Source organism: Streptosporangium nanhuense (assembly GCF_059358815.1).
Genome location: NZ_JCADBG010000053.1, coordinates 1 through 16,833, shown reverse-complemented (window position 1 = coordinate 16,833; position 16,833 = coordinate 1). Strand labels below are relative to the sequence as shown.

At 72.5% G+C, this 16,833-nt stretch carries 17 protein-coding genes; 7 read left to right on the top strand and 10 right to left on the bottom strand.

Features of this window, described 5'->3' with window-relative positions; translation table 11 throughout:
* Nucleotides 1-190 precede the first annotated feature (190 nt).
* The 8 genes from AC5L38_RS43355 to AC5L38_RS43320 form a co-directional block, all read right to left on the bottom strand.
* Nucleotides 191-1,210 (bottom strand): glycosyltransferase family 9 protein, encoded by a 1,020-nt coding sequence (locus AC5L38_RS43355; protein WP_495248659.1) that lies wholly within the window; start codon nucleotides 1,208-1,210, stop codon nucleotides 191-193.
* On the bottom strand, nucleotides 1,201-1,899 hold the full coding sequence (locus tag AC5L38_RS43350; RefSeq protein ID WP_495248658.1) for an SDR family oxidoreductase: 699 nt from the start codon (nucleotides 1,897-1,899) through the stop codon (nucleotides 1,201-1,203). The genes AC5L38_RS43355 and AC5L38_RS43350 overlap by 10 nt, the downstream gene beginning before the upstream one ends.
* Nucleotides 1,900-2,028: 129 nt before the next feature.
* Nucleotides 2,029-3,654, bottom strand: coding sequence for a D-glycero-beta-D-manno-heptose 1-phosphate adenylyltransferase (gene rfaE2 / locus AC5L38_RS43345; RefSeq protein ID WP_495248657.1), 1,626 nt, complete (start codon nucleotides 3,652-3,654; stop codon nucleotides 2,029-2,031).
* Nucleotides 3,651-4,202 (bottom strand): D-sedoheptulose-7-phosphate isomerase, encoded by a 552-nt coding sequence (locus AC5L38_RS43340; RefSeq protein ID WP_495248656.1) that lies wholly within the window; start codon nucleotides 4,200-4,202, stop codon nucleotides 3,651-3,653. The genes rfaE2 and AC5L38_RS43340 overlap by 4 nt, the downstream gene beginning before the upstream one ends.
* Nucleotides 4,203-4,205: 3 nt before the next feature.
* Nucleotides 4,206-5,399, bottom strand: a complete 1,194-nt coding sequence (locus tag AC5L38_RS43335) for a glycosyltransferase (RefSeq protein WP_495248655.1) — start codon at nucleotides 5,397-5,399, stop codon at nucleotides 4,206-4,208.
* Nucleotides 5,396-6,556: a glycosyltransferase family 9 protein gene (locus tag AC5L38_RS43330; protein WP_495248654.1), complete on the bottom strand. Its 1,161-nt coding sequence runs from the start codon at nucleotides 6,554-6,556 to the stop codon at nucleotides 5,396-5,398. Before AC5L38_RS43330 ends, AC5L38_RS43335 begins: the two co-directional genes overlap by 4 nt.
* Nucleotides 6,553-7,491: a glycosyltransferase family 2 protein gene (locus tag AC5L38_RS43325; RefSeq protein ID WP_495248653.1), complete on the bottom strand. Its 939-nt coding sequence runs from the start codon at nucleotides 7,489-7,491 to the stop codon at nucleotides 6,553-6,555. Before AC5L38_RS43325 ends, AC5L38_RS43330 begins: the two co-directional genes overlap by 4 nt.
* Nucleotides 7,488-9,128 (bottom strand): carbamoyltransferase family protein, encoded by a 1,641-nt coding sequence (locus AC5L38_RS43320; protein ID WP_495248652.1) that lies wholly within the window; start codon nucleotides 9,126-9,128, stop codon nucleotides 7,488-7,490. Before AC5L38_RS43320 ends, AC5L38_RS43325 begins: the two co-directional genes overlap by 4 nt.
* A 177-nt stretch (nucleotides 9,129-9,305) precedes the next feature.
* Between AC5L38_RS43320 and AC5L38_RS43315 the strand changes: the two genes are divergently transcribed.
* The 5 genes from AC5L38_RS43315 (at nucleotide 9,306) to AC5L38_RS43295 (ending at nucleotide 13,457) form a co-directional block, all read left to right on the top strand.
* Nucleotides 9,306-9,857, top strand: a complete 552-nt coding sequence (locus AC5L38_RS43315; protein ID WP_495248651.1) for a D-glycero-alpha-D-manno-heptose-1,7-bisphosphate 7-phosphatase — start codon at nucleotides 9,306-9,308, stop codon at nucleotides 9,855-9,857.
* Nucleotides 9,854-10,828 (top strand): glycosyltransferase, encoded by a 975-nt coding sequence (locus tag AC5L38_RS43310; protein WP_495248650.1) that lies wholly within the window; start codon nucleotides 9,854-9,856, stop codon nucleotides 10,826-10,828. The genes AC5L38_RS43315 and AC5L38_RS43310 overlap by 4 nt, the downstream gene beginning before the upstream one ends.
* A gap of 154 nt (nucleotides 10,829-10,982) precedes the next feature.
* On the top strand, nucleotides 10,983-11,480 hold the full coding sequence (locus tag AC5L38_RS43305; protein ID WP_495248649.1) for an SRPBCC family protein: 498 nt from the start codon (nucleotides 10,983-10,985) through the stop codon (nucleotides 11,478-11,480).
* A 593-nt stretch (nucleotides 11,481-12,073) separates the two neighbouring features.
* Complete coding sequence (locus tag AC5L38_RS43300; protein ID WP_495248648.1) at nucleotides 12,074-12,961, top strand: hypothetical protein; 888 nt, start codon at nucleotides 12,074-12,076, stop codon at nucleotides 12,959-12,961.
* Nucleotides 12,888-13,457 carry a DUF6461 domain-containing protein gene (locus tag AC5L38_RS43295; RefSeq protein ID WP_495248647.1) on the top strand — a complete coding sequence of 190 codons (570 nt, stop codon included), beginning with the start codon at nucleotides 12,888-12,890 and terminating at the stop codon, nucleotides 13,455-13,457. Before AC5L38_RS43300 ends, AC5L38_RS43295 begins: the two co-directional genes overlap by 74 nt.
* 235 nt (nucleotides 13,458-13,692) lie before the next feature.
* Here the strand turns inward: AC5L38_RS43295 and AC5L38_RS43290 are convergent, their stop codons facing one another.
* Complete coding sequence (locus AC5L38_RS43290; RefSeq protein ID WP_495248646.1) at nucleotides 13,693-14,520, bottom strand: aldo/keto reductase; 828 nt, start codon at nucleotides 14,518-14,520, stop codon at nucleotides 13,693-13,695.
* 86 nt (nucleotides 14,521-14,606) lie between these two features.
* Here AC5L38_RS43290 and AC5L38_RS43285 point away from each other — a divergent pair, with 86 nt between their 5' ends.
* Nucleotides 14,607-15,476, top strand: coding sequence for a Gfo/Idh/MocA family protein (locus tag AC5L38_RS43285; protein WP_495248645.1), 870 nt, complete (start codon nucleotides 14,607-14,609; stop codon nucleotides 15,474-15,476).
* Nucleotides 15,477-15,884: 408 nt separating this feature from the next.
* Here the strand turns inward: AC5L38_RS43285 and AC5L38_RS43280 are convergent, their stop codons facing one another.
* Complete coding sequence (locus AC5L38_RS43280; RefSeq protein WP_495248644.1) at nucleotides 15,885-16,355, bottom strand: NUDIX hydrolase; 471 nt, start codon at nucleotides 16,353-16,355, stop codon at nucleotides 15,885-15,887.
* A gap of 355 nt (nucleotides 16,356-16,710) precedes the next feature.
* Between AC5L38_RS43280 and AC5L38_RS43275 the strand changes: the two genes are divergently transcribed.
* Nucleotides 16,711-16,833, top strand: a 123-nt coding sequence (locus tag AC5L38_RS43275) for a hypothetical protein (RefSeq protein WP_495248660.1), incomplete at its 3' end; no start/stop codon positions are given.

The following is a 16,833-nucleotide window of genomic DNA, read 5'->3' as shown; positions in this document are numbered from 1 at the left end:
CAGCGTCAACCCGTTCGTCACCATCACGGCGCTCGCCGAACGGAACATCGAGAAGATCATCACCACCGACCTGTGACGACGGCCCGGCGCGACGGCCGGCCACGTCATGCCCGCGGCCTCCTCGCGAGTTCCGGAGCGCGAATTCCGTAGAGGGACCACGGCATGTCGGAGACGGCCACCCGCGCCGTGTTCACGGCATCACGAGCCCCTTGCTCAGCGGTGGCGGGAGCGCCGTCTCCAGCAGCGCGCCCGCGGCGTCGAGGACCGCCCCCACGCCGATCTCCAGCAGGCCCGGATCAGGCCGGCGCCCGTGGGGGTCGCCGTGACGTCCGGTCCACAGGACGAGGTGCGGTCCCGTCGCCGGCGGCCCCCACAGGGCCGGCGCGACGGGACCGAACAGCACCACGGAGGGGGTGGCGAACGCGGCCGCCAGGTGGGCCACGCCGGTGTCGCCGCAGACGACCAGCCGCGCGGATCCGACGAGGGCCGCCAGCTCCGCGACGTCCGTACGACCGGCCAGGACGGCTTCCTCCGGCATCCCGGCGAGCGCCGCCACCTTCCGCCCGAGTGCCCGCTCGGCCACGCTCCCGGTGACCAGCACCCGGCGTCCGGTACGGCCCAGCGCGGCGGCCACCCGGGCGAACCGTTCCGGCGGCCAGCGCCTGGCCGGGCCGGCCGCGCCCGGATGGACGATCACGTGACCGGTCGTCTCCGAGGGCGGCGCGGGAAGGGCCAGGTCGGCGGGGTCGGCCGCGATGCCGTACCACTCCAGGAACGCGCACCATCGGGCCGTCTCGTGGACGTCGCACCGCCACGGCGGCCCCTGCACGTCCGGGAAGCCGGGGTGCGCGTGGGTGAGCAGCCGCCGCGGGCGGGTGCGGCGCAGCGCGGCGACGCTCTGCGGGCCGCGGCCGTGCAGGTTGACCGCCACGTCGGGGCGATCGACGGGCACCGGCCCGGTCCCGGACACGTCGAGGAGCTCGTCGACGGCGTCGATCAGCGGCACCAGTCCCGCCAGGGGGGCCGGCGCGGCCAGCACGATCCGGTGTCCGGGGTGGGCGCGCCGCAGTGCCCGCAGGGCGGGCACCGCGGCGAGCACGTCGCCGAGCCCGAGCCCGCGGAGCGCGACCAGGTCCGGCGCCCCGGCGCGCCCGGCACCGTGACGGCCTTCCGGCCCCCCTCCGCCCGCGCTTCCCGGGGCTACGGCCATGACGTCTCCGTCGCGGGGCAGACGACGAGCTCCCTGACCTCGCAACCGGCGGGCTGGCCGAGGGCGAACAGCACGGTGGCGGCCACGTCCTCGGGCTGGTTGAGCCGGGCGCCGGGTCCGGGCCGGTAGCGCTCGTCCCGGTCGGCGAAGAAGTTCGTGTGCATGCCGCCGGGCACCAGCAGCGTCACCCCCACCTGTCCCGCGAGCTCGGCGGCCAGGGCGCGGGTGAACCCGACGACGCCGAACTTGGCCGCGCAGTAGGCGGTCGCGTCGCTCACCGCGCGCAGGCCCAGGGTGGACGCGCAGGTGACCACCCGGCCCCCGGAGCGCCGCAGGTACGGCAGCGCCGCCCGGACGATCGAGGCGGTGCCGAGCAGGTTGACCCGGATCACCCGCTCCCAGTCCTGGGCGGGGACGTCGGACAGGGCCCCGCAGGCGTCGATGCCCGCCGCGGTGACGACGCCGTCGAGCCCGCCGGCCCGTTCGGCGAGCTCGCGCACGGCCCGCTCCGCCTGCTCGCGGTCGGAGACGTCGGCCGTCTCGTGGTCGATGCCCGCCACGTGGTCGGTGCCCGCCTCGGGTGCGGTGACGTCGACCACGAGGGGCCGGCCACCCGCCTTGGCGACCGCTACCGCGACCGCCCGTCCCAGGCCGGACGCGCCACCGGTGATCAGGATGTTTCCCGTCATGGATGTCTCCCCTTCGGTCGTGAGGTCCCCCTGGTCGCGGGGTTCCCTCGGTCGTGAGGTCCTTCGGTCGTGGGATGCCTCGGTCGTGGGATGCCTTCGGTCGTGAGGAGCTTTACGCGGGGTTCCGGATCAGGAGGCCGCCTGCGCCGCGGTGATGAGGGCGATGAGACCGGTCGTGGAGTGTCCGGGGACGCTGGGCAGGATCACTACGTCGCCGCCGGCCCGCCACACCGCCTCGGTCTCGGGCATCTCGCAGCCGGTGTAGTCGCCGCCCTTCACCCACACGTCCGGGCGGAGGCGGCCGATCAGCGCGCAGGGGGTGTCGTCGTCGAAGACGGCCACGGCGTCCACGCACTCCAGCGCCCGCAGCACCTCGGCCCGGTCGCGTTCGCCCACCACGGGGCGGCCCCGCCCCTTCAGGCGCCGGACGGACTCGTCGGAGTTGACGCAGACGATCAGCGCGTCGCCCAGGGCCCTGGCCCGGCGCAGCAGGCTGACGTGACCGGCGTGCAGCAGGTCGAAACAGCCCCCCGTGGCGATCACCCTGCCCCCGGCGGCCCGGACCGCATGCGCCAGGCTCTCCGGGCTCGGAGCCGGGGCCGAGAGCGGGGCCGGGGTCAGGTTTGGAGCCGGGGCCGAGAGCGGGACCGCCGGGTTCGGAGCCGTGACCGGGACCGGGACCGGGACCGGGGTCGGGGTCGGGGTCGGGGTCGGGGTCGGAACCGGGCTCGGGGCCGGAGCCGTGACCGGGGTCGCAGGTGTGTCCACCCGCGAAGCCGATGACCGGCGCCGCCGCGCGGACCGGGGGAGCCGGACCGCCGCGGCCCCACCCCGTTCGACGAATCGGGTGGCCTCGCAGACCGCCGTCGCGACCGCGTCCTCGGTGGAGGCGCCCTCGGCCAGGGCCAGCGTCGCCGCGCTCGCGAACCTGTCGCCCGCTCCGCAGGAGTCCCGCCCGGTGACGAGCACGGGCGACGGGATGCGGAAGTGCCGGCCGCCCCGGCGGGCGAGCACGGTCCCCCGCTCGGCCAGCGTGACGGCCACCGCCTCCGCCCCGAGGTCGCGAACCAGGTCGCGGGCGATCCTGTCCGGGGTGTCGCACGACCCGGCGCACAGCAGCCGGGCCTCGGCCTCGCTCGGCGTGACGAGCGCGCAGCCGGGCGCGGGCGGGGCACCGCGCGGATGCGGGTCCCAGACCACCGGTGCGGCGAGATCCCGCAGAAGGTCGCGGCACAGCCCGGCGACGCCACGGCCGTAGTCGGAGACCAGGACCGCCCGCGCGTCCCGCAGCACGGCGGCGACGCGCTCGACGGCGAGCCCCCTGCCGGGCGGTTCGTCCGCGGGATCGTGGCGGAGCCTGCCGGGGCTCGTCCGGTACGGGCGGCGGTCGTCTCCCCCGGCGCCCCGCGCCCGGCCGTCACCCGTGTCGATCCGGATCAGGGTCCGCCCTCGCGCCCTGACCCGGGTCTTGCGTGCGGTGGCGCCCCGCAGCGGCAGCCGTACCACCTCCACGTGGCCGGCGAGCAGGCCCGCCAGACACCGGCCGGAGGCGTCGTCCCCGATCGCGGTGACCAGGACGACCTCGGCGCCGTCTCGCGCGGCGAGCAGGGCCGCCAGACCGGCGCCACCCGGGCGGCGGCGCTCCGACCGCCCGTCGACGACGGGCGCCGGGGCGTCCGGGCAGAGCCGTTCGGCGTTCCCCTCGATGTCCACGTCGAGCAGCGAGTCCCCGAGGACCACGATCGGCCCGGTCATGAGCATTCCTCCTCGATCACCTCGCAGAGCATGTGGATCACGGCGAGGTGCACCTCCTGCACGGTCGCGGTGTCATCGGCGGGCACCGCGAAGGCCTCGTCGCAGAACTCGGCCAGCGGGTTGGGCGCGGGGCCGGTCAGCGCCCAGGTCGTGAGGCCGCACTCGCGGGCGGCCTCGGCGGCCGCCACCACGTTGCGGCTCGCGCCGCTGGTGGACAGGCACACCAGCACGTCGCCGAGCCTTCCGTGGGCCCGCACCTGGCGGGCGTACGCCTGCTCGGCGCCGTAGTCGTTGGCGATCGCGCTGACGGAGGAGGTGTCGGCGTGCAGCGGGATCGCCGCGTACGGACGCCGGTCGTCGCGGTAGCGGCCGACCAGCTCCGCGGTCAGGTGCTGGGCCTCGGCGGCCGAGCCGCCGTTCCCGCAGACGAGCAGCCGTCCGCCGTCGCTCAACACCGCGGCCAGCTTGCTTCCCCACGCGTAGATCTTGGGGATCTCGCCGTTCACGGCCGACAGCGCCGTGCTCAACCGGAACAGATGAGGGTGCATGGCTCAGCCTTCCGCGGCGGCGAACCGGTCCAGCCGGCCGCTGATCAGGGTCCGGTACACGGATTCGGTCCGGAGGGCCACGTAGGGCCAGCCGTACCGGGCGCGGGCCCGCCGCGTTCCGGCCGTCCCGATCGTCTCCCGCAGGTCGGGGCTGGTCAGCAGGTCGTTCAGCACGCGGGTCAGGGTTCGCGGGCGGCGTGGGGACACGAGCACGCCGCAGCCGGTGACCGTGTCCAGGTGGCCACCGACGGCGGAGGCGACCACGGGCAGCCCGCAGGCCATGGCCTCCACCGGGACCATGCCGAACGGTTCGTACCACGGCACGCTCACCAGGACGTCGGCCGAGCGCATCAGGGCCGGGACCTCCGCGCGGCCGACGCCCCCGATCAGATGCACCCGGCCGGTCAGCCCGCACCCGGTGACCAGTTCGCGCAGCCGCCCGCTCTCGTCGTCGTCCGACGTGCCACCGGCGATCACCAGCTCGGCGTCCGGCACGTGGCGCAACGCCCGGACGACCGTGTCGACACCCTTGCGGGGCACCAGGCGGCCGACGCTGAGGACGCGCGGCCGGCCGTTCCGGGGCGCCGCCGGGCCCTCGGGGTGGAAGTGGTCCAGGTCGACCCCGCAGGGAACGATCGAGACCTTCCCGTCGGGCACCCCCATCGCCCGCAGTTCCCGCACCTCGTCGGCGCAGGTGGCGATGACCGCGTGGACCCGCCGCCCGATGTCGGCCTCGACGGCGATCCGCTCCTGCGGGCTGGTGTCGGCCGCTCCCTGCCGTCGCCGTTTGACGGTGCCCAGGGCGTGGAAGGTCTGCACGACCGGTATCCCGAGATCCCGCGCGGCCGCGAGCGCGGCCAGGCCGCTCATCCAGAAGTGGGCGTGGGCCACGTCCGGGGGGCCGGCCGCCCACCTGCTCGTGAGGTGGGCGGCGAAGGCGGGCATGTGAGGCAGCAGCTCGTCCTTGGGAAGCGGCTCCGGGGGGCCCGCGGGGACGTGTTCGACGGTCACGCCGGGCGCGATGACCACGCTGTCCGGCTGGTCCCGCCCGCTGCGGCGGGTGTGGACGACGACCTCGTGCCCCCGGCCCGCCAGCGCGACGGCCAGCCCCGCGACGTGCACGTTCTGCCCACCGGCGTCGACGCCTCCCACAGGGGTGAGCGGGCTCGCGTGTTCCGATACCAAGGCGATCCTCATCGAACGACCTCCCTCACGGACTTCACGGACGTCAGGTGATCAACGGCCTCGACGACCCGCTCGCTGTTCACCGACGAAAGACACGGATGATCCGGAACGGGACACTCCCTGGCCCGGCTGCCCCGGCAGGCGGCTCGCTGGTCGCCGAGCAGCACCGTCGACACGCCGTACGGGGCCCAGCGGACGGCCGGGACGACCGGGGCGAACAGGCTGACCACCGGCGTGCCGACCGCCGCGGCCAGGTGCGCGGGACCGGTGTTGGCGACGACGACCGCGCACGCTCCGGCGAGCACCGCGGCCAGCTGCGCGAAGGAGGTCTTCCCGCCGAGGTCGAGGACGTGCGTCCCCGCACCCCTCCCGCCCAGGTCTCGGGCGTACGTCCCGGCACCACTCCCGCCCAGGTCGGGGGCGTGCGACCCCGCACCCCTCCCGCCGAGGTCTCGGGCGCGCGTCCCGGCGACCCTCGCGGTGAGCGCCCGCTCCCCCCGGCCACCGGTCACCACGACCCGCCGGCCCGCGCGGACCAGGTCCTCTACCGCCCCCGCCCACTTCTCCGCCGGCCACGCCCTGGCCTGGGCGGAGACGCCGGGATGTACGACCACGTAGCCGGGCGGCCCGGTGAGACGGCCGGTCTCGGGCAGCGGGCGCCGCACGGCGAGCGCCCCGCAGTCCCCGGGCGGCAGGCCGAACCCCGCAGCCCCGGCCAGGGCGAGCATGCGCTCGGCCTCCGGCACATCCACCGTCTCGTCGACGACGTGCCGCACGTCCAGCAGCGACCCGGCGTGGTCGCCGCAGATCGCGGCGATCCTCGGCGTACCGGCCAGCCTCAGCAGCAGGGCGAACGGCAGCGGCGACTGGTGGAACGAGGTGAGGATCAGCGCCTGCTCGGGAGCCGTCCTCCGCAGGATCCGCAGCAGCCGCACCGCGTGCGCCCCCGTCATCGGCGACGGCTCGGGGTCGACCCACGGTGTCCGCCACTCCACCACCCGGGACACCCCGGGCAGCAGCTCGCCCGCCGCCCGGCCGTGCGGTCCCACCATCAGCACGACTTCCCGCGCGGCATGGGCGACCGCCCGGATCGCGGGTCCGGCCAGCAGGACGTCGCCCGCGTTGTCCAGGCGGGCGACCAGGACGGTGCCGGCCGTCGCGGCGGTCATCGCCGCACCCGCAGCTCGCCGAGGAGGCGGTGCGCGCACGCCGCCGGAGGGATGAGCACAGTCGTGACCAGCATTCGCCGGATCTCCTCCCTCGTCCGTGGCCCGGGAGCGATGCGCCCCCAGGCGAACCTCGCGGTGAGCAGCGCCCACGCCGTACCGGCCAGGGCGGCCATCCACCTGGGCCGCGTCACCGCCGTCACGAGCGCGAGCGCGCCGAGGCCGGTGGTCAGGGCGTGCTCGCGCACCCGTCCCGGGGCGCCGCCGATCGCCGCCCGCCAGGCGGGGCCGTACAGGTGGCGCATGAGCGCGTCGTCGGCGTTGCCGCGCTGGAGGCGGACGCTGGCCCACGGGCCGTCGTCCCTGATCGGGTGCCGGGTGACGCGCTCGCCCCGGACCAGCCGGTAGCCGGCCGCCATCACGCGCAGCGCGAGATCTGCGTCCTCGCGGTAGGCCCGGGGGAAGCGCTCGTCGAAACCGCCGGTCCGCTCCAGGGCCGCGCGCCGGTAGGCCATGTCCGCGGTGATCCACCGGGCGCCGGCCAGGGCCGCGGTGTTCCGCTCGGCGTCGGTGGGCCGCCGGCCGGGCGGGAGCGGGACCTCGACACGCCCCTGGCTGCCGCCCACGTCGTCGGGCAGGCCGGTGAGATCGGCGCGCAACGCCTCCTCCCAGCCGGGCCGGGGGACCACGTCGTCGTCGAGGAAGGCGACCCACGGCGTCGCGGCGGCGCGCCAGCCGGTGTTGCGGGCGGCGGCGGGCCCCCGCCCTCCCGAGCGCAGCGTCCGGACGTGGTCCGGCACCCACGGGAGCCCGGCCGGGGTGCCCGCGGGGCGGTCGTCGACCACGATCACTGGAATCTCCGGATCCACCGTGCCCAGGGCCGCGAGCGTGCCGGCGAGGCTGGGGCGGCCGACCGTGGGAATCACCACCGTGATCATTTGGCGACCGCCTCCCCCCGGCGGACCAGGTACGGGCCCAGCGCCAGCAGGTCCACCGGCGCGGAGCCGAAGCACTCCAGCGCGTCCCGGGGGTCGTCGACCATCGGTCTCCCCGCCGTGTTGAGGCTGGTGTTGACCACCACCGGCAGCCCGGTGCGCAGCTCGAACTCCCGCAGCATCCGGGCGAGCAGCGGGTCGTCCGCCCGGTCGACCGTCTGGATCCTGGCGGTGCCGTCGACGTGCACGACGGCCGGGATCCGCTCGCGCCACTCGGGCCGGACGTCGTGCACGAAGAGCATGTAGGGGCTGGGGACCGGGCCCCGGCCGAAGATCTCGTGAGCCCGTTCGGCCAGCACCATCGGGGCGATCGGGCGGAACTGCTCGCGGCCCTTGACGTCGTTCAGCCGCTCGCTGTTGGCCTCCCGCCCCGGGTGGGCCAGGAGCGAGCGGTGGCCGAGCGCCCGCGGTCCGTACTCGCCGCGCCCCTGGAACCAGGCCACGATCCTGTCGGCCGCGAGTTCCGCCGCGACCGCGCAGGCCAGGTCCGCGGGCCGCTCGTACGGCACCCGCGCCACGTCCAGCCAGGCGGCCAGCTCCTCGTCGCTCCAGCCGCGGCCGAGATCGGCCCCCGGCATGGGCGCGGCCGGCTCGCCGAAGGCCTGGGCCAGGTGCAGCGCGCCGCCGAGCGCGGTGCCGGCGTCACCGGCCGCCGGCTGCACCCACAACTCCTCGAAGGGCCCCTCGGCCAGCAGCCGCGTGTTGGCGACGCAGTTGAGCGCCACGCCTCCGGCCATGGTCAGGCACCGGTCGCCGGTCCGCCCGTGCAGCCATCGGGCGAGGTCGAGGAGCACCTCCTCCAGGCGCCGCTGGACGCTCGCCGCGAGGTCGGCGTGCTCCTCGGTCCAGGGCTCCCCGCTGCCCAGCGCCTTGGCGTAACCGCCCCAGTCGACGGGCTCGACCCGGAAGCCGCCCTCCCCGTCCGGGCGGATCACCTCGCGCAGCGCGCCCAGGTGACGCGGCTCACCGTAGGAGGCCAGGGCCATGACCTTGTACTCGTCGCTGGAGCGGAGGAATCCCAGGTGCTGGGTCACCTCCTCGTACATCAGCCCCAGCGAGTGCGGCAGTTCCTGGGCGGCCAGGATCGTCAGCTCTCCGTCGCGGTAGTGCCCGGCCAGGTGCGAGACCGCCTCGCCCCGCCCGTCGCAGACCAGCACCGCCGAGTCCCGGTACGGCGCGGCCAGCCCCGCCGAGGCCGCGTGCGCGACGTGGTGGGGCACGTAGCGCACCCGCTCGGAGTCCAGGCCCGGCAGGACGCCCGCCAGGAACGACGGCGCCCTGCGGGCGTAGGTGGTGCGCAGGTCCTCCCAGCCCTCGTCGAGACCCGGACCGCCCGGCCGTACCAGGTCCGGGTCGTAGGAGTAGGCGACGGCGTCCAGGTCCTCGGGCCGCAGTCCCGCCCGCTCCAGGCACCAGGCCGCGGCGCGCTCCGGCAGCTCCCAGGCGGAGAAGGGGACCGGGCGCTTGCCGTGTTTGCGCCGGCTGAAGCGCTCCTCCTCCGCGGCGGCGACGACCTCCCCGTCGACGACCAGGGCCGCCGCCGGATCATGAAAGATCGCGTTTATGCCGAGAAATCTCATGGAGTGGCCTCTCGTCGGATACTCAATGACTACCGAGAGCAGCGCTTCCCAAACGAAGGAATCGGACATAAGCCCATTTAGTAGGCCAGAGGGACCGCTTTTTGTTGCATTGAGTAGTCGAGCTGGAGTTTGGGCATCTTCCCGCCCGGGCAGCGGGAACGTTCACGGGGAGCCGGCGTGGAAATTCAGGGCGAGAACCGTTCGACACCCGGCCGGACGCGACCGGCCGCCGTCCTCTTCGACCGCGACGGCACCCTCGTCGTCGACGTCCCCTACAACCGCGACCCCCGCCTGGTGCGCCCCATGCCGGGCGCGCGGGCCGCGCTGGACCGGCTCCGCCGCCAGGGCGTGCCGATCGGGGTGGTCACCAACCAGTCGGGCGTGGCCAGAGGTCTCATCGGCGTCGAGGAACTGCGCGAGGTGAACTCCCGGGTGGAGACGCTCCTGGGCCCGTTCGACGTCTGGGCGGTGTGCTCGCACGGCGAGGACGACGGGTGCGGGTGCCGCAAGCCCGCCCCCGGCCTCATCGTGAGGGCGGCGGCGATCCTCGGCGTGAACGCCCGCGACTGCGTGGTGATCGGGGACATCGGCAGGGACATGGACGCCGCCCTAGCGGCCGGGGCGAGAGGCATCCTCGTGCCGACCTCGCGGACCCTGCCCCGGGAGGTGGCGACGGCACCGGAGACCGCCGCCGACCTCGTCAGCGCGGTGGAGAGGGTGATCCGATGAGAATCCTGCTGTGGCACGTGCACGGCTCGTGGGCCACCGCGTTCGTCCGGGGCGGCCACGACTACCTGGTGCCCGTCGTCCCGGACCGGGGCCCCGACGGGCGCGGCCGGGCGCTCACCTACCCGTGGCCGCCGAACGCGCGCGAGGTCTCCTGGGACCGGTTGCGCGAGGAGGACGTCGACGTGGTCGTCCTCCAGCGGCCGCACGAGGCCGACCTCGCCGAGCGCTGGCTCGGCCGTCGCCCCGGCCGCGACCTTCCCGCCGTCTACGTCGAGCACAACACCCCCGCCGGGGCCGTCCCGCACACCCGGCACCACCTCGCCGACCGCACAGACGTCACGCTGGTCCACGTCACCCACTTCAACGACCTCTTCTGGGACTCGGGCCGCGCCCCCACCCGCGTGATCGAGCACGGCGTCCCCGACCCCGGCCACCGCTACACCGGCGACCTCCCCCGCGCGGGCGTCGTCGTCAACGAGCCCGTCCGGCGCGGCCGGGTCGCCGGGACCGACCTGCTGCCCGCCTTCGCGAGGGCCGTCCCCCTCGACGTCTTCGGCATGGAGGTCACCGGCCTGCCAGGGCGGCTCGGCCTTCACCTCGGGACCTTCGAGAACCCGCCCCAGGAGGCGATGCACACCGAGCTCGCCCGCCGCCGCGTCTACCTGCACCCCTACCGGTGGACCTCGCTCGGCCTCGCCCTCATCGAGGCCATGCTCCTCGGGCTGCCCGTCGTCGCCCTCGCCGGCACCGAGGCCGTCGAGGCCGTGCCACCCGAGGCGGGGGTCGTCTCCACCCGCCTCACCACCCTGACCGCCGCCCTCGAGGACTTCGTCGCCGACCCCGCCCGAGCCGCACAGGCGGGCAAGGCCGCCCGCACCGCCGCCCTCACCCGCTACGGCCTGGCCCGCTTCCTGTCGGACTGGGACCTGCTGCTCCGCGAGGTTCGCGAACAACGGGAACCCGGCCGGTGAAGCCCGGCGGGATCACCGGAACCCCTTCCCGGCGGGACCGAGACGGGGCTCCCGGCAGGACGACGTAATGTCGGTCCGGTATGCCACCCTCGTCGTGCCGGTCGGCCTGGTTCGCCTCGTGCGCCGACAGCGGAAGACGTGAGAGGACATTGAGATGACAGAGAGCGGAACCGAACCGGTTTCGGTGTCACGGCGAATCCCCGCCCCCGCGTCCCGGATCTTCGAGATCCTGACAGACCCAGCCAAACACATCGATCTCGATGGTTCCGGCATGTTGCGCGGTGCCGTTTCCCCTCAGCCCGTCTCCGGTGTCGGGGACGTGTTCACGATGAAGATGCACTATCGGAAGCTCGGCGACTACGAAATGATCAATCACATAGTCGAGTACGAGACGAACCGGCGCCTGGCCTGGGAACCGGAAGCGGGGCTCGGCCACCCCGACTCCCTTCCCGAAGGATCACCCGCACGCTGGGGCCACCGGTGGGGGTTCGTCCTGACTCCGGACGGGCCCGACGCCACGATCGTGACGCACACCTACGACTGCTCCCGCCTCCCGGAGAAGATCCGAAAGGACATGGACGACGGCAGGGTGTGGATCGTCGGCATGACAGCGACACTGGAACGACTCGACGCGCTCTCGACCGCCTGTTAGGGCGACGACGATGTGATCACGAGCTTCATGCCCGAGCGCCTCGAAGCTCGCGCGGGAAGTGGTCGAAACCGTCTTCGGACCGGGCCCTGACCGAGGGCGTCTCCCGCCCGGTCGGCCGCAAGGGGAGCGTGGTGACGGAGAAGATCTGCCGGAAAAGACTCCGCCCGGTACCACCGGAAGGAGCCGAGGCGACGGATCAGATCTCCCTAGTCACCCGGAAGATCGGAAAAGACCACTTCCCGGTCTGGAAAACGGCCTCTGAGCTGGGTGGGGCCACCAGGACTCGAACCTGGCACCTCTCCCTTGTCAGGCAAGCCGGGCGAGGCCGGAACCATGGGCTACACCTGCTCCCACCTGCGCGTACGGCCCCCGGTGATCCACCGGCGACGCGGGCCGTCAGGTGGACGTCGAACTGGCGGCGTACCTCCCCGTCGCTGTAGGCCACGATGCGCCGGGCGTCGGTGGAGAGGCCGGCCATCCCCGGGCCACGTCGATTGACTCTTCGTGGACGTGGCAGTCGATCAGGACGGCGGCACGAGAGTTCGGGGAGAGAGCTCGCCGGAAGTCCCGCCGGGCAACCCTATGATCATCGGATGGCCCTACCGAGGATCGCGACGATCTTCCTGATGCTCGCCCTGACGGCCGGCTGCGGGGACGGCCAGGCGGTCACGGTGCGAACGCCCGCCGACGCCGTGACTCAGCGTATGAAGGGCTCGACAGGTGTGAAGGTCACCCGATTCGTCCGCCTGGACTACGGCGAGAACGTGCTCCCCCCTTCGGCGGAGGACGACCTCATCGTGCCGGTCGACATCGGTGAGTACAACGAGAGCCGTACCACCGGAGTCCTCGGCGCGGCCGGCGCCGACCTGACCACGACCTACTACCGGACCAATGTCCCCGATGAGCTGAAGGGCGTCGTCCCGACCGACCTGTCCTACATGACGACCCGGGTGATATCGATCGCGGGCTCCGGCACCTACAGGCACCGGGCTGATCGGCAGGACACTCCCGCGGGCAAGTCCTGGCTCCACAACCGCGGCTCCGAATGCGAACAGCGGTTTCGCGGCATCGGCTCGTTCGGCCTGCGCGACCTCGTCTCACCCGAACTGCTGCGAAAGCTGACGGTCCCGGCTCCCTCTCCGGGCGAGACCATCGACGGAGTCTCCACCGTCGTGCACTCCGGGAGCGGCTCGCAGCTGGAATTCGCCATCGGGACCGTACACGGCGACCCCGTACTCGCCGCCCAACTGCGAGAGTCGCACCGCTCGACACAGATCTCCTGGCGGTTGTGGGTCGGACCGGAGGGGCTTCCCCGCCGGGTGCGCCTCACCTTCACCAATCCCGTGACCAGGGACAAGCAGCCGGAGACGGGCCTGGTCGAGATCGACTTCACCGACTGGGGCAGCGATGTCATCATCGACCCCCCGCCACCGGACCAGGTGCACCAGACCGGGACGTGCCTGCCCCCGGAGCCGAGCTGAACCGCTGAAGCTTCGGACCCGACAGCGTCGCGCGAAGCGCGGGGGCCCCACACCGGAGGTTCGGGGGGTCGTCCCCCCGTGTGAACGACGAAGGAGACCTACAAAAGCGGCAAAGCCGCGACCACAGATCTCCATCATCCGGGGCTTCTCCCCTCACGAGGTGCTCACTCGTCTGGGCGTGGACACGGACACGATCGAGGAGATGACCTTCGACGAGCTGGACGAGTACGCGAATGAGAGCATGCTGGAATCCAACGGCAACGCGAGGTATGTCAGCGCCGTGGAGGTGGACGAATGGACCGCACTCATCGAGCCTTCCGGCTGGAGGGTAGCTGCCGAACCCGGTGTGCGGGAGCGCGTCTCGCGAGGAACCGAAGTCGTGTCGGTCGGGCGGCTGACTCACCTCGTCCACCTCGACCTGCGATGGACCAAGCTGGATCGACTCCCCGGCTGGATCACGACGCTCCGCCGTCAGGGCTGCGCGGTCTTGCTGTAGCGACTTCCTGAACGGCCCGAAGTCCGCCCGTCGATCACCGGCGCCCACCAGCCCTCTCGACGATCACAACGACAGCGAGGCGGCGACGCTGGATGGGCGATCGGAGCCGCAGGATTGGATCAGCGAGTGACGTGGTCGTGAGGCACGCCGGACGACGCTCGGGTGTCCCTCACGATCAGGGCCCGGACATCCAACCGGCCGGTAGTGAAGATCAAGGTGGCCACCCGCACCGTGTTCACAGCATTTCGAGCGGCTTTTTGCTCAGCGGTGGCGGGAACGCCTCGTCCAGCAGCGTGAAGTCGTCCTCGGTGAGACGCAGGGCGAGGGCCGCGTGGTCCTGCTGGACGTGCTCCCGCGTTCCCGCCTTGGGAATGGCGACGACACCGTCATTGCGCAGCACCCACGCGAGGGCCACCTGAGCCGGAGTCGCCTCATGCCGCTCCGCCACGAAGCGGAGCGTGGGATGGGTGAGCATCCGGCCCTGCTCGATGGGCGAGTAAGCCATGATCGGTATGCTCCGTTCGTGGCACCAGGGCATCAGGTCGTACTCGATGCCGCGCCGCATGAGGTTGTAGAGCACCTGGTCGGTCTGTACGGCCTGCCCACCCGGAACGATCATCATCTCCTCCATGTCCGGGACGTCGAAGTTGCTCACGCCCCAGCTCCGGATGAGCCCCCGGCTCATCAGCTCCTCGAAGGCCCCCACGGTCACCTCCAGCGGCGCGGGGCCCCGCCAGTGCAGCAGGTAGAGGTCGAGCCGGTCGGTCCCGAGGCGGCGCAGGCTGCCCTCGCAGGCGGCGATCGTGCCACTGAACGTGGCATGCTGCGGCAGGACTTTGCCGACCAGGAAGACCTCGTCCCGGTGGCCGGCGATTGCCTCGCCGACGAGTTGTTCCGCCCTGCCGTCGCCGTACATCTCGGCGGTGTCGATCAGCGTCATTCCCAGTTGCAGACCTTGGCGCAGCGCCGCGATCTCCTCCCTCCGGAGCGAGGGGACCTCGCCCATATGCCAGGTTCCCATGCCGAGAACCACGATCTCGTCACCGGACGGAAGCTTGGTCATGCGCATGGCGGACCTCCCTAGAGCCCGACTCTCCGTATCAGGCCATGCCTTCCGAACTGGGAAGTTGGGTGCTTACAGTCGATGGTATGACAGTCGCCGTCGGTCTTGCCGGGGCGGGGCGCCGGGCCACCGGGGTCCACGCTCCAGCCATCGCCTCGTGCCGGGGAGTCGGGTTCGCCGGGGTGTGGGCGCGCTCTCCGATGGCCACCCACGCTCTCGCGGACAAGTACGGCGTGCCAGTGTTCGACCACTTCAGCGAGATGCTCAACCACTGCGACGCGGTCGTCTTCGCCGTTCCTCCCGCCGTACAAGCAGACGTCGCCGCCGTGGCCGCGCGCCGGGGCAAGGCGGTGCTGCTGGAGAGGCCCATCGCGGGCGACATCGCCGGGGCCGAGGACTTGGCGGTGGCCGCCGAGCGCAGCGTCTCGCAGGTCGCGCTGACATGGCGCTATGCCTCGGCGGTCCGTGATTTCCTGACCACCGAGGTTCCGCGGACGTCCCCCCAAGGGGGCAGCGGCCGGGTCGTCACCCCGGCACCGGTCGGCGCGAGCCCTTGGGTACGCGAACTCAGCGTCCTGCGGAATCTGGGATCCGATCTCGTGGACCTCCTCGACGCGGCCCTGGGCAGGGTGGTCGGCGTGCGCGCCCACGGCGATCCGGACGGCTGGTTCGGACTGATGCTGGAGCACCGGATCGGCCGTCACAGCGAGGCGTCGATGTACGTATCGCCGGAAGGGGGCGCCAGGTGCGCCGAGGTCGAGGTCTTCGGTCCGGGCGGCTCCGCCGCGATCGACTGCGTGGCGGCGGTCGGCCCTGACGCGATCAACAAGATGTACCGGGAGTTCGTGGCGGCGGTCCAGGAGGACACCTCGCACGAGCTGGACGTGCGCCACGGCCTGCGCCTGCAGCAGGTGATCGAGGCCGCAGAGACCGATCTGGTCGTCGGCGAGTCGTGAACGAGGCCCTCGGGAAAGCAGGTCGTCGCATGACTCTCGATCCACCGATGGACGTGTTCTGCGAACGCTCCCCTTTCTCGCCGATCGCGGACGACGGCTTCCTGTCCGTCCGCCCGGTGTTGCTGGAGGGGGCGAGGCAATGAACCCGATCTTTCCCGGTGAGGCCAGAGAAACCTAGTCACCCGGAAGACCGAAAAAGGCCACTTCCCTTACCGGGAAATAGCCTTTGATCTGGGTGGGGCTACCAGGACTTGAACCTGGGACCTCCTTCTTATCAGGCAAGGCAGGAGGGAGTGGAACCATGGGCTATACCCGCTCCCACTTGCGCATACGGTCCATGGTGATCCACCGGCGTCCAGCTTCCTCCGTGGCCGTTGTCACTCGGTCGGTCACTCAGGACTTCCCGATTCAACCGATGTACGGCGAGGCCGCACCGCCGAGAAAGTGCCCGATCCGGAGTCGCTGGGTGTCATGCATCGACAACGTGCCGATCTCCTCCCGGTCGACCCAGCGGACGTCGGTCGACTCGTCGCTGACCGCGAGCGCTCCGCCGACGACGCGGGCCGTCAGGCAGACGTTGAACTGGCGGCGTACCTCTCCGTCGCTGTAGGCGATGATGTGCCGGGCGTCGGTGTAGAGGCCGACCATGCCGGTCACCTCGACGTCGTAGCCGGTCTCCTCCCTCACCTCCCGTACGGCCGCCTGCGGCACCGACTCTGTGAGGTCCATCCCGCCGCCGGGCAGCGCCCACAGTCCGTTGTCGGTGCGCCGTTGCATGAGGATGCGACCACGGTCATCGACGACCACGGCGGACACTCCCACGACCAGACTGTTCGGCTCGGGGGCGTCGGGGTCGTCGTAGTACTCGGTGCGGGCCACTTATCGCTCCTCGCCGGGCAGTCGGGACTGTTTCCACACGGCTTCGAAGCTGGTGGCCTAAGCGTCGAACAGTTCTTTGCGTGAGAATCAGCCCCCGCTTTTGCAGTCGGCAGCGGTAAGAGCCTCCTGCAAGGAGTGTGTGGGTGGATCTGCTCGTCTGGTCCGACGGCGTCCGCTTCATGTGGTGGGACGGCGAGCACTCCGCGCGGACGGGCCGCAGGAAATATGCAGCACACCCGGCAGATAATCCGGCAGCGGCGGCTCGCAGGCGGAAGTCACAGCACGATGAGGACGCCGGAGTTGCCGCCAGCCGGAACCGGCGGTAAGAACTGCCGGTGGCGGCTACACGGTCGTCATCGAGCAGCTCAGCACCGGCGGCCTCCAGTCGACCATTCCCTGCTCCGGCATCGACAACTGGGCCGCCGGCGGCGCGTTCGCCGAGGTCGCGCCGCTGCCCGTCGGGATCGAGACCTTCGCC